23 protein-coding genes are annotated in these 23409 nt (G+C 44.9%); 9 read left to right on the top strand and 14 right to left on the bottom strand.

Going from position 1 to position 23409, the window contains the following annotated elements; genetic code table 11:
- From EST42_RS10725 to EST42_RS04075, 4 genes are all read left to right on the top strand, one after another.
- Positions 1–188 (top strand): hypothetical protein (locus EST42_RS10725; protein ID WP_209019473.1); only part of this gene is annotated, 188 nt, incomplete at its 5' end.
- Between the two features lie 20 nt (positions 189–208).
- Entirely contained in the window at positions 209–349 is a 141-nt protein-coding gene (locus tag EST42_RS11545) for a hypothetical protein (protein WP_425335772.1), read from the top strand.
- Entirely contained in the window at positions 336–557 is a 222-nt protein-coding gene (locus EST42_RS11540) for an SDR family NAD(P)-dependent oxidoreductase (RefSeq protein ID WP_425335771.1), read from the top strand. The genes EST42_RS11545 and EST42_RS11540 overlap by 14 nt, the downstream gene beginning before the upstream one ends.
- A gap of 658 nt (positions 558–1215) precedes the next feature.
- Positions 1216–2121: a YitT family protein gene (locus EST42_RS04075; RefSeq protein WP_209019472.1), complete on the top strand. Its 906-nt coding sequence runs from the start codon at positions 1216–1218 to the stop codon at positions 2119–2121.
- A 65-nt stretch (positions 2122–2186) separates the two neighbouring features.
- On the opposite strand, the gene EST42_RS04070 is transcribed toward EST42_RS04075, so the two are convergent.
- The 5 genes from EST42_RS04070 to mvk all read right to left on the bottom strand — a co-directional run bounded on the left by EST42_RS04070 (position 2187) and on the right by mvk (position 6947).
- The gene (locus EST42_RS04070) at positions 2187–2738 is read right to left on the bottom strand and encodes a TetR/AcrR family transcriptional regulator (RefSeq protein WP_029237510.1); all 552 of its coding nucleotides are present in this window, start codon (positions 2736–2738) and stop codon (positions 2187–2189) included.
- Between the two features lie 170 nt (positions 2739–2908).
- Positions 2909–3946 carry a type 2 isopentenyl-diphosphate Delta-isomerase gene (gene fni, locus EST42_RS04065; protein WP_134644325.1) on the bottom strand — a complete coding sequence of 346 codons (1038 nt, stop codon included), beginning with the start codon at positions 3944–3946 and terminating at the stop codon, positions 2909–2911.
- Between the two features lie 11 nt (positions 3947–3957).
- The gene (locus EST42_RS04060; protein ID WP_134644324.1) at positions 3958–5016 is read right to left on the bottom strand and encodes a phosphomevalonate kinase; all 1059 of its coding nucleotides are present in this window, start codon (positions 5014–5016) and stop codon (positions 3958–3960) included.
- Positions 5016–6002: a diphosphomevalonate decarboxylase gene (gene mvaD / locus EST42_RS04055; protein ID WP_134644323.1), complete on the bottom strand. Its 987-nt coding sequence runs from the start codon at positions 6000–6002 to the stop codon at positions 5016–5018. The genes EST42_RS04060 and mvaD overlap by 1 nt, the downstream gene beginning before the upstream one ends.
- A gap of 9 nt (positions 6003–6011) precedes the next feature.
- Positions 6012–6947 (bottom strand): mevalonate kinase, encoded by a 936-nt coding sequence (gene mvk / locus EST42_RS04050; RefSeq protein ID WP_134644322.1) that lies wholly within the window; start codon positions 6945–6947, stop codon positions 6012–6014.
- Between the two features lie 140 nt (positions 6948–7087).
- Here mvk and EST42_RS04045 point away from each other — a divergent pair, with 140 nt between their 5' ends.
- From EST42_RS04045 to EST42_RS04025, 5 genes are all read left to right on the top strand, one after another.
- Positions 7088–9916 (top strand): helicase C-terminal domain-containing protein, encoded by a 2829-nt coding sequence (locus tag EST42_RS04045; protein ID WP_134644321.1) that lies wholly within the window; start codon positions 7088–7090, stop codon positions 9914–9916.
- Between the two features lie 63 nt (positions 9917–9979).
- Positions 9980–10492 carry a cell wall elongation regulator TseB-like domain-containing protein gene (locus EST42_RS04040; RefSeq protein ID WP_245150375.1) on the top strand — a complete coding sequence of 171 codons (513 nt, stop codon included), beginning with the start codon at positions 9980–9982 and terminating at the stop codon, positions 10490–10492.
- Positions 10493–10521: 29 nt separating this feature from the next.
- A complete protein-coding gene (gene asnS, locus EST42_RS04035; RefSeq protein ID WP_134644320.1) occupies positions 10522–11817 on the top strand; it encodes an asparagine--tRNA ligase in 1296 nt (431 codons plus the stop codon).
- 90 nt (positions 11818–11907) lie between these two features.
- A complete protein-coding gene (locus EST42_RS04030) occupies positions 11908–12648 on the top strand; it encodes a DnaD domain-containing protein (RefSeq protein ID WP_134644319.1) in 741 nt (246 codons plus the stop codon).
- A 173-nt stretch (positions 12649–12821) separates the two neighbouring features.
- Complete coding sequence (locus EST42_RS04025; RefSeq protein WP_134643832.1) at positions 12822–13814, top strand: IS30 family transposase; 993 nt, start codon at positions 12822–12824, stop codon at positions 13812–13814.
- A gap of 104 nt (positions 13815–13918) precedes the next feature.
- Here EST42_RS04025 and nagE read toward each other — a convergent pair whose 3' ends face one another.
- The 9 genes from nagE to nrdF form a co-directional block, all read right to left on the bottom strand.
- On the bottom strand, positions 13919–15940 hold the full coding sequence (gene nagE / locus EST42_RS04020; protein ID WP_134644318.1) for an N-acetylglucosamine-specific PTS transporter subunit IIBC: 2022 nt from the start codon (positions 15938–15940) through the stop codon (positions 13919–13921).
- Positions 15941–16096: 156 nt separating this feature from the next.
- Entirely contained in the window at positions 16097–16873 is a 777-nt protein-coding gene (locus EST42_RS04015; RefSeq protein WP_245150374.1) for a DegV family protein, read from the bottom strand.
- Positions 16874–17023: 150 nt separating this feature from the next.
- The gene (locus EST42_RS04010; protein WP_134644317.1) at positions 17024–17386 is read right to left on the bottom strand and encodes a CrcB family protein; all 363 of its coding nucleotides are present in this window, start codon (positions 17384–17386) and stop codon (positions 17024–17026) included.
- Positions 17383–17760 (bottom strand): fluoride efflux transporter FluC, encoded by a 378-nt coding sequence (locus tag EST42_RS04005; RefSeq protein WP_134644316.1) that lies wholly within the window; start codon positions 17758–17760, stop codon positions 17383–17385. Before EST42_RS04005 ends, EST42_RS04010 begins: the two co-directional genes overlap by 4 nt.
- Before the next feature lie 2 nt (positions 17761–17762).
- Complete coding sequence (locus tag EST42_RS04000) at positions 17763–19301, bottom strand: ClC family H(+)/Cl(-) exchange transporter (RefSeq protein ID WP_134644315.1); 1539 nt, start codon at positions 19299–19301, stop codon at positions 17763–17765.
- Between the two features lie 119 nt (positions 19302–19420).
- Positions 19421–20191, bottom strand: a complete 771-nt coding sequence (locus EST42_RS03995; protein ID WP_134644314.1) for an ABC transporter ATP-binding protein — start codon at positions 20189–20191, stop codon at positions 19421–19423.
- Positions 20184–21086, bottom strand: coding sequence for an ABC transporter permease (locus EST42_RS03990; RefSeq protein WP_134644313.1), 903 nt, complete (start codon positions 21084–21086; stop codon positions 20184–20186). The genes EST42_RS03995 and EST42_RS03990 overlap by 8 nt, the downstream gene beginning before the upstream one ends.
- 13 nt (positions 21087–21099) lie before the next feature.
- Positions 21100–22086, bottom strand: a complete 987-nt coding sequence (gene trpX / locus EST42_RS03985) for a tryptophan ABC transporter substrate-binding protein (protein WP_134644312.1) — start codon at positions 22084–22086, stop codon at positions 21100–21102.
- Between the two features lie 297 nt (positions 22087–22383).
- The gene (nrdF, locus tag EST42_RS03980) at positions 22384–23346 is read right to left on the bottom strand and encodes a class 1b ribonucleoside-diphosphate reductase subunit beta (RefSeq protein WP_134644311.1); all 963 of its coding nucleotides are present in this window, start codon (positions 23344–23346) and stop codon (positions 22384–22386) included.
- Positions 23347–23409: the final 63 nt, after the last annotated feature.

The following is a 23409-nucleotide window of genomic DNA, read 5'->3' as shown; positions in this document are numbered from 1 at the left end:
TGATATACATGGGTTTGCGCCTGATTTTATTTTATAATAATGGTAAAAAAGAAAGAAGGAGAGGAAATACACCGGATTTTCTTCTCCTTCTTCATTTTCAGCTAGAACTGTTCTGGCACAGCCTCTTGTTTGGTTCATCTGATATTAAAAGTTATTCATTATTAGCAATAGGTTATGACATACAATAGTCACATGGAGGGCGATATCTATGACAATTAATCATACGACTGATACAACGCGCTGTCCCGATTTGCGTGCTAAAACTGCAGTTGTGCCTGGTAGATCGTCAGGTATCGGTGAAGCGATCGCACGTCACATGGGGTCAGAAGCAATGGATGTGGTCAATTAACTACATGAGTGCTGATGAAAAGGTAATCGACGGGCTGATCTACCTAATTGAACAATCAGGCGGACACGCCGTTGGTATCCGGGCTGACGTGGGAACAGAAGCCGGCGTACAAACAATTTATGATAAGGCAATTGAAGCGTTTGGTGATATTGACGTGTGGGTCAATAATGCAGGCTTCGAGATTCAATCAGCTGCGCACGAGACTTAATATGAGGACTGGCAACGTGTACTGCACGTCGATTTAGATGGCGTATTCTTGGGGACTAAAATTGCTGTACAACATTTTTTGAAGCACAATAAGCAAAGTAGCATTCTAAACACGTCGTCAATTCACGACATTATTCCTTGGCCTATCTAGGCGTCATACCCAACGGCTAAGGCTGGTGTGCTGATGTTTACTAAAACAATGGCTTTGGAATATGCTGAGTAGAGTATTCGGATTAAAACAATTTCACCAGGTGCCCTAAAAACGTAGATTAAAGCGCAACGATTTGCAGATCCTGCCGTTCGAGCTGACACAGAAAGTATGATTTCAATGAACAAAGTCGGTGACCCGGTTCACGTTGCGAATGCGGGCTGTTTGGTTGATTTCGAATGAAGCTTCTTACATTACCGGTACAACGTTTTAGATTGATGGGGAATTACCCTCTATAACGAATTCCTAGGTGGCCGTGTCTAAAGTCATGATCGATCGGTTGATGCTAACCGTGACTTTTGAACTTGTCACGGTTTTTTTCGTTATTTTTAACCGATTAAGCAAATTTTTGGTACACTTAAAACAATACGGCCGGTTAGTCTTGTGCCTTAATTTGGACAAGGGGTAACTGATTGCCACATGATAATTTATTCAGATTGGGGATTGTGCCATGACAGAACACACAATGGCCACGCGGGTGATTGAAAAAATTCGACTTCGCGATTTCATCATATTTACAATTGGAACCAGCATGTATGGATGGGGCCTAGTTAACGTTAATATTCCAAGCCACTTGGCGGAAGGTGGCGTGACCGGAATTACGCTGATTTTTAGAGCGCTATTCCATATTAATCCGGCCCTATCAACCTTGTTCTTGAATATTCCCTTATTGCTACTCGGTTTACGAATGTTAGGGAAGCGGGCCTTAATTTATACGTTGTACGGTATCGTCGCCTTATCATTTTGGCTCTGGTTTTGGCAACTGTATCCTATGAATTTAGATCTACATCATGATTTGCTTATTTCAGCCATTTTAGCCGGCTTCTTTGGTGGCCTTGGTTCCGGCTTGATTTATCGTTTTGGTGGCACAACGGGCGGTACAGACGTCATTGCGCGTATTCTAGAACAAAAGTTAAACATTCCGATGGGGAAAACATTGTTTGCATTAGATGTGGTGGTCTTAACGGTCTCGCTAGTCTACGTTAACGTTGTGGAAATGATGTACACACTGATTGCGGCGTTTGTGTTCGCCCAACTTGTTAACTTTACCCAAAAGGGCGCTTATGCAGCTCGGGCATTCCTGATTTTCACAAATTACCCCGAAGAAATTTCGCATGCTATTATGCAAGAACTTGAACGGGGCACGTCACTGTTGCATGCAGAGGGGGGCTTTACACATAATGAACGGAAAGTTGTCTATGCCGTCGTCGATCCTTCAGAGATGAACATTGTACGTCGGTTAGTCAATGATATTGACCCGCAAGCCTTTGTGACTGTGATGGATACACAGGAAACATTCGGTGAAGGGTTCAGTTACGCGCAACCCAAGAAGCGCCGGTTCAACCTTTTACCTTAAACTAAAAAGACGAGATAACCTCAAATTGGTTATCTCGTCTTTTTAGTTAACTAGCACAACAATAATTATAGGTTTGCGTGTTGCGCATCAGTCATTTCTGTTGCAATCCGTGCCATCTCAGGTACTGATTCATGCATCCCCGTAGCGATCCAGCGAATAGCTAATGCCAACATGCCAGATGCCGTAAAGTCAGAAACGTAATCGATAGATGTCGAATGGTTTGCTTGGCTGCGGAACAATTCTGCGTACAACCCATGCAAAATATCGCGCAAAGGTGGGTAAAATTGCTCTCGCAATCCAGCGTTCAACAAAACGGCAATCGCCATTCCATTTGCTTGGATAAAGCCAAAGAAGGCACTTGCAATTTGTTCACTTTCCAAAGGCAGAGCAGCAGCTTCCTTCGCAAAGTCATCTGTTAATTGTTCAACAATAGTCTTGATTACCGCTTCCTTTGTGCCAAAGTGACGATAGAAAGCCATCCGTGACACGCCTGCCATGCGGGTAATTTCAGTAACCGCAAGTTGGTCATAGGACTGGCTTTGCAACAAAGTCAGCGTTGCATCAATGATTTGATCGTCAGTCTGCTGACGAATACTCTCCGTTAACATGTTCTTCATGCTTCCAATATACCGACTTTTAAGGTTGAACGGGGTGGGTTCTCGATAATCGCAAGCTGACCTTTAACGCCTTTAACAATCATTTAACTTTGCCACTGAAATTTAAGACTAACCCAATAAAAAAATCCCAAAACAATACCAATTGATTGCTTTGCGATTAAAGACTTTGTTTACCGACGTTGATCGATATAGTTTTTCAACTCGGGTGATAAGACTGTTTGTACGTGCTGTAAGTCAGCTTGCTGTTCAGCACCAACCATCGCGTAAAGCTTTGCGAGATGCTTTTGCCAACGCTGAATTTCAGTGATGACGCCATCAGTTCCCTCGTTCAAGACCGTGTGTAGGAAATGTCCTGCGACACCGACCGCTTTTGCACCCAAAACTTGAGCTTTCAAAACGTCAAGTGGGTCTTGAATACCGCCAGTGGCGAGGATTGTTGGCGCATCTGCGACTAGTTGCGCTTCTAACAAACTTTCAGCAGTTGTTTGACCCCAGTCATACAAATAGCCGTGCTCAGCCGTCATCACCCGATTACGACGATCTTCGATGACGGTGAAGTTTGTCCCTGAACGGCCACCAAGATTGATATATTGGGCACCTAAATCATGTAATTGGCCAATGGTTTCCTTAGCCATGCCAAAGCCGACTTCTTTGATAATCACGGGGACGGAAACCGTCTGAATAATATTGGCTAACTCGTCTTGCCAAATATATTCACGATCACCCTCAGGCATGACAACTTCTTGGGCAACATTAATATGAACTTCTAAGGCATTTGCGCCAATCATATCAACAACTTCTTGGGCATGAGCCACGGTATGACCGGCACCGATGTTGGCCATAACAAAGCCATCGGGGTTGATTTCTCGAACAACTTTAAATGTGTCGATCGCATTTTCGTCCTTTAAGGCCACGCTTTGTGAACCAACAGCCATCGCTAAACCAGTCTCTTTGGCAGCAGTTGCTAACTGAGCATTAATCTTACCGGTTTTTTGGCTACCACCGGTCATCGCTTCAATATAGAAAGGGGTTTTGAAGTTAAAAATTGGATCATCAACCGTTAAATCAACATTAGAGACTTTCGTTTCAGGTAACCCTTGGTGAATAATCCGAACCTGGTGCAAAGATGACACTGGCGCATGGCGCCGGAATTCGGCTTCTGCCAATGACAAGTGTTCATCTTTACGATGTGCGTGTGCAGATTCCATAATACTTTCTCCTAATTAAATGCAATTGCTAAAGGTAACGGCGTAATGCCGGCGCGTTGCCAGGCGTCTCTGATTGCAGTTGCAACTGTCTCATCATTTGTTAGGGCGATACCATTGTCACCACCGCCAGCTCCTGATATTTTAGCACCTGCACCAGCTTCTATGGCGATTGATAGGAGTGATAGGAGTGCAGGTGTGACATAGGCGAGTCCAACGCGACTGGCGTAGGCAAATAATTGTTCCTGGCTCAAATGCATGGCTGCACGAATTTTATCAAAATCAGCTTGGCGCAATCCAGTTTCTATCATACCCACTAAGGGGGCGGTGTTCTGTGCTAAGAGTTGTTTAGCAGCATCCCGATTGGTTTGGTCACCACTTGCCAGTAGAGCTTGTGTATCCGCAGGCGATCCAGTCCAACCAACCAAGAGTGACCAATCGCCTGGTAGTGCTAAGGGTTCAATTACCAAATCAGGCCAGGTTGCTGCTAACATTTCAGAAACATAGCGACGTTGGTCAAGCCAATCGAATATAACGGGCGATGCGAATTTTTGGTAGCGAATAATGCCACCAAATGTCGCAGCAGCCAAATCTCCCATAGACCCCGCCTTAAAATTAGGGGTCGTTAAGGTAACCAATACACCTAGCTTATACTGTTGTAGTGGCGACATTGGTAACTCGCTGAGCGCAACATAAGCCTTAATCAAAGCCATCGTAACGGCTGCTGATGAACCAAGACCTAATTTTTGTCCGGCCATGGTTAGTTGACTATCAATAGAAACGGTCAACCCAGTAAAAGGTTGACCGTTTTCTATGGCGTACGTCTGGATTAATTGCAAGGTGCGAAGGACTAGACGCCAGTCATCATCCAAAGCGACCGTCAACAATTCAGAGCTTGATAATTCACGGTGGCCAAGTAAATTACTCGTCACACTGATTAATGTATCTGTTCGTGGGTCAAGATTGACCGTGACAAACCGGTCGACTGCCATGATAATGCTAGGTTGTCCAGGTAGTGTGACTGCATATTCACCGGCTAAGTACAATTTGCCGGGGGCTTTTGCCATAACCATTAAATCTGATCTCCTTCAACGATTTTGATACTTGGACCTGGCGTTGCAGCGCGAACGACGACGCCAGGAATTGCCTCAGCTAAAGCTGCTGTGATGACCTCAGTATCAGCTGGTCGTGAAATTAACTTGACGTTTGGTCCAGCGTCCATTGTCGCGTAGACGGAGATGCCACGTTCACGAAGCGTGGTTGCTAGGTTAATTACCTGCCACGAGGAATCAGTCAAGTAATTAAACGCTGGCTGGGCAGTGGCGTTTGTTGCATGCATTTGTAGCGCATTGGCTTCCGCCAATTGACCAATTTGATCAATATCGTGGTTCGCAATAGCTGTTTGCATAACGGGTACCAAGGCATTCGACCGGTTAACCCAATCATCATAGAAGGGTGAGGTTGCTTTTGCATGTTGCATACCACCACGTGAATCTATTTTTTTAGGCCGATCGTCAATAATCACTGTTAACAATTGTATTGGCCAGTCAATTGTCTCGACCAACGGCTTAGCAACTGAAGTTAGGTCATCATGACCGCGATCCCATTGGGCGAAACCGCCAAAAATCGAGCGCGCCGCTGACCCAGACCCAAGACGCGCTAATCGTGACAGTTCAGCCGGTGATAATGTTAAGCCGGCTGCGCGACTAGCTGCACCAGCTAAGGCAGCAAACGCAGAAGCCGAAGACGCCAAACCGGCTGCCGTTGGGACGTGATTGGACGAATGAACATGAGCATAGTGTGTTTCGCCAGCCGTTTCACGGACCAAATCTAAGAATCGGGTGACTTTGTCGTAACCTTTACCGGTCATTACCGCATCATCAAGCATTACGTCATCCGCGACCAAATCTGCGTCAAACCAAACAGTGGTATCGGTATAAAATTCATCCAGGGTTAGCGAAATTGACGTTGTTGTGGGTAGCATGAGCGTTGTATCTGCTTTACCCCAATACTTCAGTAGGGCAATATTCGTGTGTGCACGTGCTGTGTAATGTGTCATAACTGCCTCCTAGATTTGCGGGTACTGTTGTGACCATACTTCTTGTGCACCAGCCGCTTCCAATGCCAACATGATACGTTGGGCATCAGAATCATCCTTGGCTAGTGCTAACATAGCACCACCAACGCCACCACCAGTTAGCTTTGCTCCTAAAGCCCCAGCTTCACGAGCTGCTTGCACAAGGACTTCAAGCTGTGGGTGTGAAACGCCGAGTGCTGCCAGACGTTGGTGGGCCGCATTCATGTGGTTACCCAGGGCAACGATGTCATCGTGAGCTAAATCCTCACGTGTATCACGGGCAATGACCCCTAATGCATCAATATGGGCCTGCGTTTCAACAGGCTCATTGGCTAATTGTTCACGAACAACTGAAACCGCCAGACCGGTTTGGCCATGAACGCCCGTATCAGCAATGATCAAGGTGCCATGCAGCGCCATTGACATGGGTTGAGGAACCGAACCTTTTACAAACCAAACCGGCACATCATGGGCCGTTGTTGCCGCATCGATGCCGGAAGGTGAACCGTGGGTAATAGCCTCTTCAACATTAGCCCAGCGCTGCAATTCTTCATCTGGTAAGGGCGTATCAAAAAATGCGAAAAACGCCCTAATAATGGCGATTGCCGATGCAGCAGAAGACCCCATTCCGCGTTCTTGGGGGATGTTTGATTGAATTCGCAAAGTAAACGGCGTATCTGGTACGTCGAAATGACGCAGGAGGCGCAGAATTAATTGTCGAACGCCTTCATATACTTCAGCCATCGCTGCCAAAGGTCCTTGATACCCTTGTGCAATCACGACTTGTCCAGCTTCTCGAGCTTCGATTGTTGCTGTCATTGCCAAATCCGGTAATGGGAGGGCAATGGCAGGTTGGCCATAAACGACCGCGTGTTCGCCAAGCAAGATCACTTTGGCGTGGCTAGAACCACTCGCTAGCTTTTCCACTATTAGAAACCACCAATCCATTCTCATTTTTGTTTTTAAACTGCTACTATCATACCAAACCCGCCTATAAATAGGGAAATGAATCAGTAAAACGTATGGTATAATTTAAATATTATAAAAGAAGGTCGTGGTACGCTCTGATGCTAAATAGAGACATCTATGCGGTTGTAGACTTAGAAACAACCCGTACAACGAGCGAAACGGGCCGTATTATTCAGATTGCGGTCGCATTCGTACAAAACAAAAAAATCATCAATCAATTTTCAACATTGGTTAATCCAGGCGAGCAAATTCCCCGCAATATTACACAATTGACTGGTATCAATCAAAATATGGTAAAAGGGGCACCGTTCTTTGAAGACGTCGCAATGACACTTCATGCGATGCTACAAGGCACAATCTTCGTTGCGCATAATGTCAATTTTGATTTGCCATTTTTAAATGCGGAGTTCGAACGTGTTGGGTTAACCACGCTTAAAAGTACTGCTCTGGATACAGTGCCACTTAGTCAAATTCTTTGGCCGACAGCACCAGGTTACCGATTAGTTGACATGACAAATTACCTGTCACTCGAACATGATCATCCGCACCAGGCTGATAGCGATGCATTAGCAACCGGTGAGTTGTTAATTGCCATCTTAAAAAGGGCCGAAGGGTTACCGATGATTACGCTTCAGGCATTAGCTGATTTGCCATTAGTCCTACCGCGTGACACGAAAACCGTATTTGAAAAAGCGTTAGCGAAAAATCAAGCAGAGCCACAACCATTGCCTGGTCACTTACAAGTGATCGATAGTTTAGCGTTACGTCGTTTTTCAGAACCAGCACCTTTGGTTACTGGTAAGGCAACGAGCTATCCTGCGAAAAAGGCTGCGAAGGAGCAACTTTACGGCAAGACGTTGACGTACCGTGAACAGCAAGCTAAGTTGATGAATGCCATTTACACGCATTACACCGAGGCTGAACTGTCAGAAACACCAGGAGAAACGGCCTTTGTTTCGGAAGCACCGACGGGGATGGGGAAAACATTAGCTTATTTGTTGCCATACGCATACCTAGCTGATGAACAGCACAAGCAAGTGGTCGTCGCAGTTCCAACAATTACGTTACAACAGCAAGTGACCGAAACAATCAATACAACGTTGAAGGATATTCTGCCGTTTGAAGTTCGTGGTGCCAGTTTGAAGGGGCGCACACATTACTTGAACTTGCAGAGCTTCAAGCGCGCACTTCGCGTTGATGAAGGATCAACATCCCTCCAATTTATTAAGGCACAAATCCTAGTTTGGTTAACCGAAACGTTAACTGGCGATTTTGACGAGTTGAACTTAATTAACCCGCAAGCTGATTTTATGGCGAAATTAGCCCAACCGGCCAATAATCCAGCAGGATCACCTTATTACGGTCACGAGTTTAGTGAACGGCAACACGTCTTGGCCTTGGCACAAAACGCCCAATTCTTGGTTGTTAACCACGCCTACTTAGCAGAATATGCCGCTGAATTGGGCGATAGTATTGATACACCATATTTAATTATTGATGAAGCGCAAAATTTGCCAAATGCAGTCTTAGAACAAAGTCGCCATCAATTACCATTTCAGGTTTGGCTGACACGAGTTCAGAACGCGTCAAATTTGGTTTTGCGCGATAACGAACCTTCAATTGGGATTATTTTGAACCGGTTAGTTGGTGGGCAACAGCTCAAGTCACGTTTTCTGCAAAGTCTTGAAGCATTGTCTTCAGAATTGCCCAAATTACAAGTGGCATTCTACCGTCGTTTCTTGCTAAACGGACACACACCGGCAACAGAGGGTCATTATGAGGTTGAGCTACCAATCTCTGATTTAGCACAATTTTGGGTTGATCAAACACATCGTTTGCAAAGCATGCGACAGGCCGTACGTGATCTAGCAGATTCTTTGGATTATTTGTTAGCCCAATTTAGCAACACAAAGAACGCCTTCTCACTTAGCGAACGCCAACATCTGGCTGATTTTCGCCGGTTACTTGAAAGTATTGCGAAATACGAACAACGTCTGACCAGTTTCCAACAGGATTTGGTCGATTTCCCAGATGCAAGTGTGTTCTGGTTAACTGAAAATCAAAATCACGACAACAGTAATCTGAAGTTGAGTGGCGGGTTGTTACACACGCTTGATTTCTTTAAAGACAAGGTTTATCCGCATTTCATGCCGCCAACTGTGATTGGTGCAACTTTGTTTACCTCAACAAAATCGGGCTACCTATATGATCGGTTAAATATCGATCGTGAGACGGTTTTTGCCCGGCGTTACCCCGAAGTCTTCGATTTCGCGCACCAAGCTGAATTAGTGATGGTTAAAAATGCACCATCGCCAACTGATAGCGGCTACGTTAGCTACTTAGCGAAGCAGCTGGTTCAGTTAACTACTACGGTGCAAGAGAACACGCTGGTATTGTTTAACTCATTAGAAACGATTCAACAGGTTTATAATCACATGCAGTCAAACCAAACTTGGCAGCAGGGCAATATGACCTTGTTGGCGCAGGGAATGACAGGTACGCGTAGCAAAATTATGAAGCGCATGGCCAATGAATCACATTTGGTTGTGCTTGGTGCGAATAGTTTCTGGGAAGGTATTGATCTGCCGGGTAACCAATTACGTTTGGTCGTGATTGCCCGCTTGCCATTCGATCAACCTAATACCGTCCTCCAACGTGCTGAAGAGGCCGTTTTGATGGCGCATGGTAAACAGCCGTTCTACCAGAGTACCTTACCCAAAGCTGTCTTACGGCTTCGTCAGGGAGTGGGGCGCTTAATTCGCAAGCCGGATGACTTTGGTGCGGTCGTCATCTATGACCCACGCATCTTAACAAAGTCGTACGGGAAGACCCTGCGAAATATGATGCCAGATCAAATGACACAGCACGTTTCGCAAGACCGAGATGTTGTCCCTGAATTGAAGAAATTCTTTGACCAACATCGCTAATATTGGTAAAGTAATAGATGATTTTGTTTTGCATTGACAAAACAGCTAAAGGAGCCACGTAAGATGGAGATGCGTACAATGTCCCGTTCTCGGCGTCGTGGTCACGGTCGACGTTGGCTGATTGGCTTAATCGTTGTTCTGGTGCTTATCGCAGGTGGTGCAACTGTTGCGTCGATTGCGCTACGTCCCGTGAATACTGCGCGGGAACGTGTGACGGAATTGGCGATGAAGCGAAATAAGATCACCTCAGCAACTCAATTTTTCCGAGTTTCTCGACAGCATACGTACTACAGTGTGATTGGGGAAAATAAGAAGCATCAAGAAATTGGTGTCATTGTTAAGGATAAGTCGAAAAAGATAACAACCGTTCAAATGAAGAATGGCTTATCTGCTGCTGAGGTGCGCAATCTCGTTAAATCAAAATATCAGCCGAAGCGAATTACCAGTTTGGGCCTTGCCATTTATGAGCAGGTCCCGGTCTGGGAAGTAACCTTTACTGATAAGCAAGGTAATCTTAATTTAATTACCTTCCAATTCTCGGATGGAAAAGCAGTTCGAACCATCCAACACTTATAAGTTGATATTAATTAAGGGAGTTCATAGAGATGGATACAATTCGCATTGAAGACGCGAAAAACTATGTCGACCAAGAAGTTCGTCTAGGCGCTTGGCTACGTAACAAGCGTGGTTCAGGTAAGATGCAATTCTTGCAATTACGTGATGGTACGGCCTTCTTCCAAGGTGTTGTTTCAAAGGAAGCAGTTGGCGAAGAAGTCTTCGCCAAGGCGAAGGCTTTGACACAAGAAACAAGCATGTATTTGATTGGAACAATTCGTGAAGACGAACGTTCACCATTCGGATACGAAATGCAGGTTAAGGATTTGACAGTGGTTGGTGAATCTGATGGTTATCCAATCACGCCGAAGGAGCACGGTACTGATTTCTTGATGGATCACCGTCACTTGTACCTACGTCACATCCAGCCATTTGCAGTTTTGCGTATTCGTAACACAATCATTGCTGCAACTTATGAATTCTTCAACAAGGAGGGCTTCGTCAAGATTGATTCACCAATTTTGACAGGTTCAGCTCCTGAAGGTACAACCGAATTGTTCCACACGGAATACTTCGATACGGATGCCTACATGTCACAAACTGGTCAATTGTACGCTGAAGCAGGCGCGATGGCCTTTGGACGTGTCTTCACATTTGGACCAACGTTCCGTGCCGAGAAGTCAAAGACACGTCGTCACTTAACTGAGTTCTGGATGATTGAGCCTGAAATGGCTTGGATGACACAAGATGACTCATTGGAAGTGCAAGAACGCTACATCGCCTACTTGATTCAAGCTGTTTTGGATCGTAACCAATACGAATTGGACTTGCTAGGCCGTGACAAGGAGTTGTTGCAATCATACACACAGCTCCCTTATCCACGCGTTTCATATGATGACGCCATCAAGCTTTTGCAAGAAAACGACTTTGATGTTGAGTGGGGTGTTGACTTTGGCTCACCTGAAGAAACATTCTTGGCTAATCACTTTGCAAAGCCAGTCTTTGTCACAAACTTCCCTAAGGAAATTAAGGCCTTCTACATGAAGCGCCACCCTGATCGTGACGACGTCGTTATTTCAGCTGACCTTTTGGCACCTGAAGGATACGGAGAAATCATTGGTGGTTCTGAGCGTGATACAGACTACGATTACCTTGAGCAACGCATCAAGGAACAAGGCTTGGATTTGAAAGAATACTCATGGTACTTGGACTTGCGTAAGTATGGTTCAGTGCCACACTCAGGCTTCGGTCTTGGTCTAGAACGTGCTGTCACTTGGATTACTGGTGAAGAGCACATTCGTGAGGCAATTCCATTCCCACGAACAATGAACCGTTTGTGGCCATAAGCTGAAAATAAACTTAAAAAGCCGGTACAATAACTGTATCGGTTTTTTAATCACAAATATTACTGCATAAAACGCGAAAGGAGACCGTTAATGACATCAGAACTAAACTGGACGGCCTACCTAAAAGCTGGTCAGACCACAATTAGTAACTATCTATTGCAACATTATCGCGACCTTGGAATGAGTAACGATGAATTTTTAGTTTTCGTACAAACTAAAGCCGGAATCGACCATGGCGAATTAGAACCTAGTACAACAAAAATTGGCGAAGCACTTGGATGGGACCCGCAATTTGTATTTGGCCATCTGGAATCATTACGGATAAAAGGCTTAGTTAAATTCGTGAGTGTTCGCGACGGTAGTGGGCGAGTGACAACCGAACTTGATTTTGAACCTTTATATACACAATTAATGCGTATTTCAAGTGGGGCAAAACAAGCAGCTGCACAACGGGTTGAAACTCAAGGTGAACCGGCCCAAAGTAAAGATGATTTGAGCCGAGCAACTATTTACAACCTTATTGAGCAAGAGTTTGGCCGACCATTAAGTCAAATAGAAATGGAAACAGTTAAAAATTGGTTTGATGTTGATCATTTCCAGCCGGAATTCATCAAAGCGGCCGTGCAGGAAGCCGTTTTGAATGCAGCGTTAAACCTACGTTACATCGAAACTATTTTAGTTGCTTGGCAAAAAAAGAATTATCATTCAGTTAAAGCGGTTCGCCAAGAACGACAGAAACGCTCCCAATTCAAACAGCTTAGTCAAGAAGAACGCGTCACCATTCCAACTGACGTTGATATTCTTAATACTGATTGGTCGCAATTTAAGTAGCAGAAAAGCCCTTTGGAATTTGCGGTGTACCCCGAAAGTTAAAGTAACTTTCGGGGTTTTATTATGCTTGAATTTACAATTCAAGTGCAACACTAAGCTAAATAAAAACTGACTCATAATGAACCAGCGTAAAATGTAGTTTGTCTAGAACATACAGAACGCGAGGAAACATTATGAGTCATTATCATCAGCTTACCGCATTTGATCGCGGACGTATAGAAGTTTTACTCAGAGAAGGGTTGTCAATGCGTAGCATTGCAAAAGAAATTGGTAGAAGCGCTTCGACAATCTCTCGTGAGATTGCCCGCTGTGTTGGCTCAACTTATGAAGCTGAGGATGCCGATCAAAAGCACATGCTTGCTCGAACGAAGTCGCATAAACGCCGAAAGTTAGATAACACTGAACTGCGAGAACTAGTTATATATGGAATCAATCAAAAACATTGGTCGCCTGAACAGATAGCTGGTCGACTAAAGATTTCAAGAGGTCATACGATTATTAGCGCAAATACAATCTACCGAGCGATTTATAGAGATAACTTGGGCCAGCCGGTGAAAAGTCACAAAGCTCGGGGCATTGCTCGTGCGCTTCGGCATAGAGGAAAAACTCGACATACTAAAGGTCATGTCGAACGTCGAGGTAAGATTAGAATTCCAAATACGATTGACGAGCGACCTGCAGAAGCAGGTTGTCGCTCTCGAATTGGAGATTGGGAACTGGACACTGTTATTGGCCGTAAAGGCGGTCAAGTATTGGTCACAATGGTTGATAGGAAGACCAGAATATTACTTTCAAAACGAGCGGCATCAAAGAAGACCGTCGATGTTATGAGAATCATAGGTTCAATGCTAGATTCCCTTCCAACCAGTCAGATACAGACTTTAACTCCAGACCGCGGAAATGAATTCAGTGCGCAAGATGAGATAACAAAGAAATTCGATGTCCAGTTTTACTTTCCTGATCCCCACGCTCCATGGCAACGCGGGACCAACGAAAATACAAATGGGCTAATCCGTGAGTACGTCCCTAAAGGGACTGCAATCGAAGATTATTCAGACGAATACATTGAACAAATGGTTGAGCAAATTAATAGCCGACCTCGAAAGCTTTTCGGCTGGAGATCGGCTAAAGAATATTATTTATCTCAAGTGTTCCGGTTGAATTGACAATTCACCTACGATTTAAAAAACAAAACTCGTCCTCACAATTGTAGCTAACTTACTACAACCGTAAAGACGAGTTTTTGTGTTTGAATTTTAGAATGTCGTTACTAGAAAATCACGCGACCAACATAATTCCCTGCAATACCGTCAAAAATCTCTTCATCATCAACTTTGACTTCGGCTTGTTCTGACAAACCCATGAAGATAACCATCGTGGTTGCAAGCTTGCCGGCAGCCTTAACCGCAGCAATGTCCATTGTCGCAAGCAAGTCACCGTGCTTGATTTTATCACCTACGGCCACCTTGATATCAAATGGTTCACCGTTTAGTTCAACAGTGTTGATTCCCATGTGCACCAAGATTTCCAAACCGCTTTCCGTCCGTAAGCCGATAGCGTGCTTGGTTGGTGAAACCATCGTGACCTCGGCGTCAATTGGTGCCAAGATATTGTCGTCAGCGGGTTCAATAGCAAAACCGTCACCCATCATTTTTGAGGCAAACGTCTCATCCTGGACGTGTTCCAGGTGAAGTAGGGCACCGTTAGCAACCGTAAAGAAGTTTTCTTCCTTGCCAGCTGGTGCTTCATCAACTGCCTTCACCTCATCAGCAGACAATGGCTTCTCCAACTTAGATGACAACTCACCGTTATAAATCTTTTCAACGTTGTCGGCCACGAACTGAACATCAGGGCCAATGACAATGTGGATTTGGTGAGCGTCCAAAACGTTAACGCCCATGACACCAGGCGTCTTCTTCAACGCATCCACATCGGCAAGTGACGTATCTGTCATCTTGTAACGCAAACGCGTCGTGCAGTTGTACAAGTACGTCAAATTATCCTTGGCAGCTGCGTCGCCACCTAACGCTGACCATACCATTCGGGCTGTGCGGAGGTACTTATCCTCCCCACCAACCGTTGCAGCTTTACCAACTTGGACATCGTTAGCCGCGTCATCGTCATCCTTAGGATCACGACCAGGCGTCATCAAGTTAAACTTCTTAATTGCGAAGGTAAAGATACTGTAGTACAAGACCGCAAATACGAGGCCTTGTACTATCAACATGTATGGCTTATTCGCCAATGGCATTGAATAACTCAGAATGTAATCGACTAAACCACCCGAGAACGTAAATCCTGACGTCCAGTGGAAGAAGGCCGCGATGGCCAATGACAAGCCCATCAAAACAGCGTGAATCACATACAATGGCCAAGCCACAAACATGAATGAGAACTCAAGCGGCTCAGTGACCCCCGTGAAGAAGGCCGCAATGCCAGCTGCTAGCATCAATGACCCAATCCGCTTTTTTTGCGCGGGACGTGCTTGCCGATAAATAGCATAAGCACCAGCCGGTAACCCAAACATCATAATTGGGAAGAAGCCGGCTTGGTACATACCTGTTACACCTTTAACGCCAGTTGAGTTCCAGTAATTACCAATATCGTTAATACCGGCAATATTAAACCAAAAGACTGAATTCAACGCGTGGTGCAAACCAGTTGGAATCAACATGCGGTTGAAAAAACCGTACAGCCCGGCTCCTTCCCAGCCAAGACCAGAAATCAACTTCGCAAACGTAACCAATACGGTATAAACTGGTGGCCATACCAATAATAATACAACCGAAACCAACAACATTAGGACTGCTGTAATAATCGGCACTGAACGCTTACCGCTAAAGAAGGCTAAAGCAGCTGGTAACCGTACTTCGCTAAAGCGATTATACATTGCTGCCGCTAGCAAACCTGAAATAATACCAAGCAACACATTATTTGTCACCAAAGCATCAAACGCAGGGTTTACGGCGCTAAGCTTGATGTTCATCAGCGCTGCGATGTTCTTTGGTGCTAATAAGTTAACAGGTAATTCGTACGCCACAACAGCTGCTAGGGAAACTGCGCCAGCTTCCTTCTTCTGCACCATACCCAAGGCCAACCCGACTGCAAACAGCAAGGCCAACTGGCCCAACAAGCCATTACCGGCAAAGGCCAAAAAATTTCCAATCGATTGCGCGACACCACCCGGTAAACGCAAAATCCAATTACCAATACCAACAAGTAACGCTGCTGCTGGCAATACGGAAACTGGCAACATCAACGAACGACCCATTCGTTGTAGATAATCCTTCATTTTCACAATTCCCCTAAAAAATAATTAACAGTATGAATAATTTCCTATACCAATGTTTTTATTTTGCACTTAAACCATTGATTTGACAATGATTCCTTATGAAAAAAGGTCTATACCAACATTCGTTTGGTATAGACCTTTAACTATTCTTTAACTTTATAACAACGACTTGTAATCCTGCCCCCAAATCATCCCCATGGATTTTTCGCCCGTGTGGACGCCAATGTAAGGCCCAATGATGCTACGTTCGACAACCACATCCGGGAACGCTGCTTGCAATTCAATCGCCCAGCTATCTGCCAAATCTGGATGGTTACCATCAACAATAGCAACGCGTAATGAATAAGTAGCAACATCGTGGATTGCTGTAAAATCAGCCATCATTTTCTTCCAAGCCCGCTTCATGGCGCGTTCCTTACCAATTGCAATGATTTTGCCATCTTCAAAGGTCAACATTGGCTTGATATTTAGCAATGATCCCAGCATTGCCTGCCCACCTGAAATTCGGCCCGTACGTTGCAAATGACGAATATCATCTACTGCAAAATACACGTTGGTCGTTCCACGCAGCATTGTCAACGCTGTCAAAATTGCTGGTACATCATGGCCAGCTTGCACCATTTCGGCCGCTAACTTAGCCTGATTGCCGGCTCCAGCTGCGGCAATTTGTGAATCCCAAGCATGGATGTTAATGTTATCCATCGTTTGTGACAATGATTGGACTGATGAATAGGTACCTGAAATACCGCTCGACAAAACCACGGCAATCACGTCGGTATAACCTGCTACAGCCAAGTCATTAAAATCCGTCATGAAGACGCCTATTTCTGGCTGTGAGGTTGTAAAAGGCGTTGCTGCTGTCCGGGCCATTTCATAAAATTCAGCCGACGTTTGCCAATCCTCATTCTCATGAAATACTTGTGTGCCCATCATAATAGGATTGTTAATTTGCTTAATATTTAAAGCTTCTAAAGCTTCGGGTGAATATAACTTGAACTATCCACCAAAACCGCGATCTTGCTCATCTTCTCTTATTTTTCTCCAAATAGTTTACGTCGTGTATTAGATTTACCACGTTCCCAATCAAAAGTGCGCCCCTAACCACGCGCCTATCAATAATACTGGGACGCCGCCCACAAACGCCAGTAGGGTTTGGCCGATAATGTTAACCCGTTCACCGGTATTTTGCAGCCCATTTGCCAAGGCAACAATTGGCGTTGAAAAGGTTGAATAACCACCCAAAACACCAGTCGCCCAGAACGTATTTTGCATAACCGGTAACTGCATGCCGTACGCAAAACCGATTAACAATGCGGCTGACAGATTGATAACCATCACCATCCAAAAACTTGCCTTACCAAATACTTTTGGCGCCAACTCTAACAAACTGAACCGAGCCATTGATCCGAAAATCGCGCCCAGGCCTGCAACGACAATCTGTATCATACTGCCACCACCTTTTCAGCTAAATAACGCCCCAGATAGACGACTACGGCACCGCCAACAACACTCACAAGGATATACAGACCGCCAATTAACCAACCGTGTTTCACCATATCTAAGATGGCTGTTGAGTATGTGGTATATGCACCGAGTACGCCGACCATGATAAAGTCAGCAACCGGTTGCGCAAGTCTCACTTTTTTTGACCAAATGACGACTAGAAAAGCCGACAAGAAAGTACCAGTCAAATTAATAATTAGCGTTGCTAGCGGAAAAGCCGTAACATTAACCAGCAGCGCGACTGCTTCACGAAGACTTCCGCCAAAGAAACCACCAATACCAACCGCCATTAAACGCTGCCAAAAAAGTTTTGTCATCTCTAACGATCCTCCCGATTCAAGGCTTGCATAATATCCCAAACCTTACCAAACTGCGCTTCATCAGTTAACAAGATCAACTCATCGCCCACCCGCAGGATAAAATCACCATTGGGCAACTGTTCTTCCGCGCCACGTCGAATCCGTTGAATAAGGACACCTTTAGGCAATTGTAATTGACGAACTTCCGCATCTTCCAATGCACTCCCCGGTGCAACAACAATCGTCATTTCTTCAAGGCGTCCCCGTAATTCCGTCAGCTGATCAGATAAACGTAACCGGGCCCACAAGGACTCATAAATGGGTTCACCACCCAAAAAGTCGACCACAAGATACGCAAGCAACGCGACCATTGCCATGGCGACCAAGTGACTCATCGAACCAACCATTTCAGCAATCAGAACGATGGCTGTAAATGGGGCCTTAGAGATGCTGGCAAAATAGCCAGCCATACCCAAAATCATCATGTCCAATACATAAATTGGTTGCAACCAGCCAAAGTGCATCAATATTGCGCCATATAAGGCACCGGCAACAGCACCAAGTGTTAAAATAGGCAAGAAAATACCACCTGGAACGCCAGACCCAAAGGCTAAGGTTGAATAAGCAAACCGAATGACTAAAATAAGACCTAATAAACCAATTGAAGCGGTTGCTGTCGTTGGGTTCAAAATTAACCCGGCCCCACCACCAAGCAAGTGAGGCAACCAAATCCCGATTGGGAGCATCAATATAAAGACCACAATAAAGTGATAATGACGTGGTAGCCACGTTAAACTAGCAAATAACTTAGGCGCTGCCAACGTTGCCCGTTGATAAACATAACCAAACAACCCGAGTAAAATCCCGAATAATGGCAACCAGGCATAATCAATCAAAGGTAATGCATGCAAATTGGCCATGTGTAACACAGGTGTTAATCCAAACACGTTCACACTCACCATATCAGCCACAACGGCACTCGTTAAAGCCCCTAACCAAACCAACATCGAAAAGGTCCGATAAACCTCCTCTAATACAAACAATGTACCAGCTACGGGTGCACCAAACGCTGCTGATAAACCAGCTGCTGCCCCCATCGCAATCATTAATTTTGTATCACGGGCGTCATACCCCCGCTTTTCACCATATAACTGTGCCACGGCAGATCCCAATTGAATGGATGGCCCTTCACGGCCCAACATCGCACCAGATCCAATTGTGATTAAGCCCGCCGTGAACTTACGCCACAGCACAGAAAATGGGTTAACCGTCATCTGTCCGGCCAATTGACCTTCAACTTGTGGAATTCCTGATCCGTTGACATTTGGGTCACCTTTAATAATAAGGCCCACCAAAATGGTCAATCCAATCATCCCAACAATTGTGCCAGATAACCAAATTGGCCAGTTCGCAGCATGACCAATTTGATGGTAGATATAGCGCCACTGTTCTAACATGGCTTCCACTAGCCAGCGGAAAGCACTCACAATAATACCAACTAATATTCCCACGATTACTGCACGACCGACAACAAGCAGTCTTGTGCGATCAATTTTCATACCATACCTCCAGCAAAAAAACTCACCCTCTAATTTACCACTTATTCAGCCTTTTAGGAAAACATCAGGTTAAGTCTCTAGCTCACAACAAAAAAGCACTCAAACGCGAGCGCTTTTTGTTAATAACGATTAAAGTATTCAAGCAAATCCGGCACCGCCAATTTTGTCTTATCCGCACCAGCAACATCTAACGATACTTTTCCAGCAGACATAATAATTAGTCGGTTACCATACTGAATTGCATCTTCAAGATGATGTGTAATCATCAACGCTGTTAATTCGTCTTCCCGAATTCGTTGGTCCGTGACGCGCATCAGCTGCTCACTGGTCTTGGGATCAAGCGCCGCCGTGTGCTCATCAAGCAACAGTAACTCAGGTCGTAGCCTTGTCGCCATGAGAAATGACAAGGCTTGTCGCTGTCCACCCGATAGGTCACCAGTCGCGACATGCAAACGTGCATCAAGCCCATTTCCCATCATTGCGGCAACCGTCGCAAACTCAGCCAGTTTTTCTTTGGTCAGCCCCCGCCACTTTAGACGACGTGACACTCCCCGCCGTTCAGCAAACAATAAGTTCTCAGCAACCGTCATGCGGGGCGCAGTACCCAGCTTAGGATCTTGAAACACGCGGGCCAAGAACTTCGTCCGTTGCGTTTCAGTTAGGCGTGTCACGTCTTGATCACCAAGATACACATGACCGGTGGTTAACATCAGGGACCCTGCAATCACATTGAACAAGGTTGATTTACCTGCCCCGTTTGAACCCAACACCGTAACGAAATCACCTTCGTTAAGCGTCAATGAGACGTTATCTAAAATCGTCTTTTCCTCAGGTGTGCCTTGATTCACAACCACCGTTGCATTTTCTAACCTTAAACTCGTCTTAGTCATGTGAGGCGACCCCCTTACGTAATACACTACCTAACTTGAAGTGCTTGCGTAGCTGTGGCAAAATCAACGCCAATCCAAGTACAACAGCACTAAAGAGATTCAAATCATTCGCGTTAAAGCCAAGATACAAAACGATGACCAAAACAAAACGATAAAGTACTGAACCAATCGCAACCGTAATCAACCGGTCCGTCAGTGACATTTGATCAGTAAAAATAACTTCACCAATGATAATAGAAGCCAACGCTACCACGATAACCCCAATCCCCATATTTACATCGGCAAACCCGTTATTTTGTGCGACTAAAGCACCCCCAAGGCCGATTAAGGCATTCGATACCATCAGTCCCATAATGGTCATATTATCTGTATTGACCCCTAATGAACGTGCCATTGCACGATTATCACCAGTCACAATAAACGCCTGTCCTAATTCCGTTTGCAAAAATGCCGCTGTGGCACCTGTCACAGCAATGATAATGAGCAACCCCACCATAACCGTTGGAAAACTCTTAGGCAAGAAGTCTAAGAAAGGCGCCGTAAACAACGTTTCTTTCCCCAGTAGTGACCGGTTCGCTTGACCCATGACACGCAAATTAATCGAATAAATGGCAGTCATTGTTAAAATACCAGCTAGCAAAATAGGAACCTTACCCTTGGTATAAATCAAACCGGTAACCAGACCAGCTAACGCACCGGCTAACGCAGCAGTCAAACTAGCTAACGCTGGGTTCATGCCGTTTGCAATCAATGTGACTGTCACGGCTGCCCCCAGTGGAAACGTTCCTTCAACAGTCATATCCGGAAAATCTAAAATTCGAAATGTTAAGAACAACCCAATACCGAGTGTCGCCCACAATAACCCTTGCCCAATGGCTGAAACTAAAATGCTCATCTGTGTGTCCTCCTTACTTTACAAGCTTTGCGTCTGCATACCCACGTGGTAATGTCAGACCAAGTTTATCTAATTGTACTTTGTTCACGACTAATTCGCCGGCCTTGGTAAAATCAACTGGCACTGACTTTGGGTCAGACCCCTTCAAAATCTTGGCTACCATTTTTCCAGTCATGACACCCAATTTCGTTTGGTTAATTGATTCAGCTGCCACGCCACCATCTGCCACCATCGTGTCAACCGTTGGGAAGACTGGCACCTTGGCCGCGTCTGTATTCTTGAGAAGCGTCGTCATGGCACCAGCAATGGTGTTATCCGTTGGGACGAATACTGCATCGACTTGATGCCCTGCTACCATTTGCAACGACGTTTGATTTAAATCATTTGAAGAAGCAATTGTATAGGTTTTAACCTTTAATCCTGCCTGCTTGGCTAAAGTAATCATCTTGCGGGCCTCAGTCGTCGCCGAGTCATCAGAGGAGGTATAAATCACCCCCAATATCTTAAGACTGGGGACAAATGCACGCATCATCTTTAGTTGTGCTGACAAAGGGGCTTGATCAGACACACCTGTCACGTTACCACCGGGTTTCTGGTAACTCTTCACCAACTTAGCGCCAATCGGGTTTGTAGAAGCTGAAAACACCACCGGTTGCGTCTTAATTGAGTTTGCCAACGCTACTGCGGCTGGGGTTGCAATCCCAACCGATACGGCATCATTAGCATCCGCAAATTTCGTTGCCATCGTTTTCAGATTAGATTGGTCACCCTGCGCGTTTTGAAAATCAATTTTGACATCCCGGCCAATTTGATAACCACTCTCAGTCAGTCCCGCGTGAATACCTTTATTAATTGCATCCAAAGCTGGGTGAGACATAAATTGTAAAATGCCAACCGTTGGAACTTTCGCTGCCCGTTGCTCACTAACTGACTCTTGCACGCCGGCCGCCACTAACACTGCCACGAGTAGCCCTAACGCTACCATCACTTTCTTATTCATATCGCTATCCTCTTACTATCATGACAAAATAAAACCGCAAAAGGGTCTCCTGGCAAAACCCTCTTGCGGTAAAAAGAAAGGCCTGCTCGGTAACCCGTGCAGACCTTTCGTTAACGGAAATCAGTCGGCACAGACTCAATACGCTCTAAAAGAGCACGTACCGAATCTGTTAATCAAGAATTCGGACGCGTTAGCTGCGCCACCAACCATTTAATTTTGCCATCGCAATTCGCATACCTGTTTCCACCTAACTTTTATCTTGCAATTATGATAGCATTTTAATTTTTTAAATGCAACCTAATCCAAACCAATGTTATAATCACCGTCTTCCATGACTTCGACCTGGCCCAAACGGTAACCATTTCCAACTTGTGAAAAGAAATCGTGATTAGATGTAGTCGTTGAAATACCATTCATAACAATTGGATTAACATCTTCAGCGCCATCTGGGAACAACGGATCTTGCCCAAGATTCATTAACGCTTTGTTTGCGTTATAGCGTAAGAACGTCAACACTGATTCTGTCCAACCAATCCCATCATACAAGTGCTTAGTATATTGCTCTTCGTTATTATAAAGGTCTAGCAACAAATCATACATCCACATCTTCATTTCGCTTTGTTGGTCTTCTGTCAAATCATTGAATCCTAGCTGGAACTTGTAACCAATGTAAGTACCGTGCACGGATTCATCACGCAAAATTAGCTTGATAATTTCCGCCACATTATTCAACTTGTTGTGGCCCAAGTACCACAACGGTGTATAAAATCCCGAATAGAATAAGAATGTTTCCAAGAATACCGAAGCAACCTTCTTTTGCAAATCATCCCCAGTTTGGTAGATTTGATTAATTCGTTGCGCCTTATATTGTAGGAAATCATTGGTATTTGTCCATGAAAAAATTTCATCGATTTCAGCGGGCGTATTCAGTGTTTCAAAAATTGATGAATATGACTTCGCGTGTACTGACTCCATGAACTCGATATTATTCAAAACTGCTTCTTCATGTTGTGTACGCACTGAACGCTTCAATGACGCCATACCATCTTGTGACTGCAACGTATCCAATAACGTTAATCCGCCAAATACGTGGCCAACCAGATAATGTTCTTCTTCAGTCATCTTACGCCAGTCATCCAAGTCATTTGATAACGGAATACGTGTATCTAGCCAAAATTGTTCAGTTAATTTTTCCCATGTTGCTTTATCAATCGCATCCTCAACTTCATTCCAGTTGATGGCAACGTATCCTTCAGTCATAACAATCCCCTATCACTTACACATTGAAACGGTCAGAGTTTTTAAGACCCTGACCGTTTCTTA

Source organism: Weissella cibaria, assembly GCF_004521965.1.
GTDB classification, from domain to species: domain Bacteria; phylum Bacillota; class Bacilli; order Lactobacillales; family Lactobacillaceae; genus Weissella; species Weissella cibaria_A.
The sequence above is the reverse complement of the archived record's forward strand: the minus strand, read 5'-3'. Positions and strand labels throughout refer to the sequence as shown.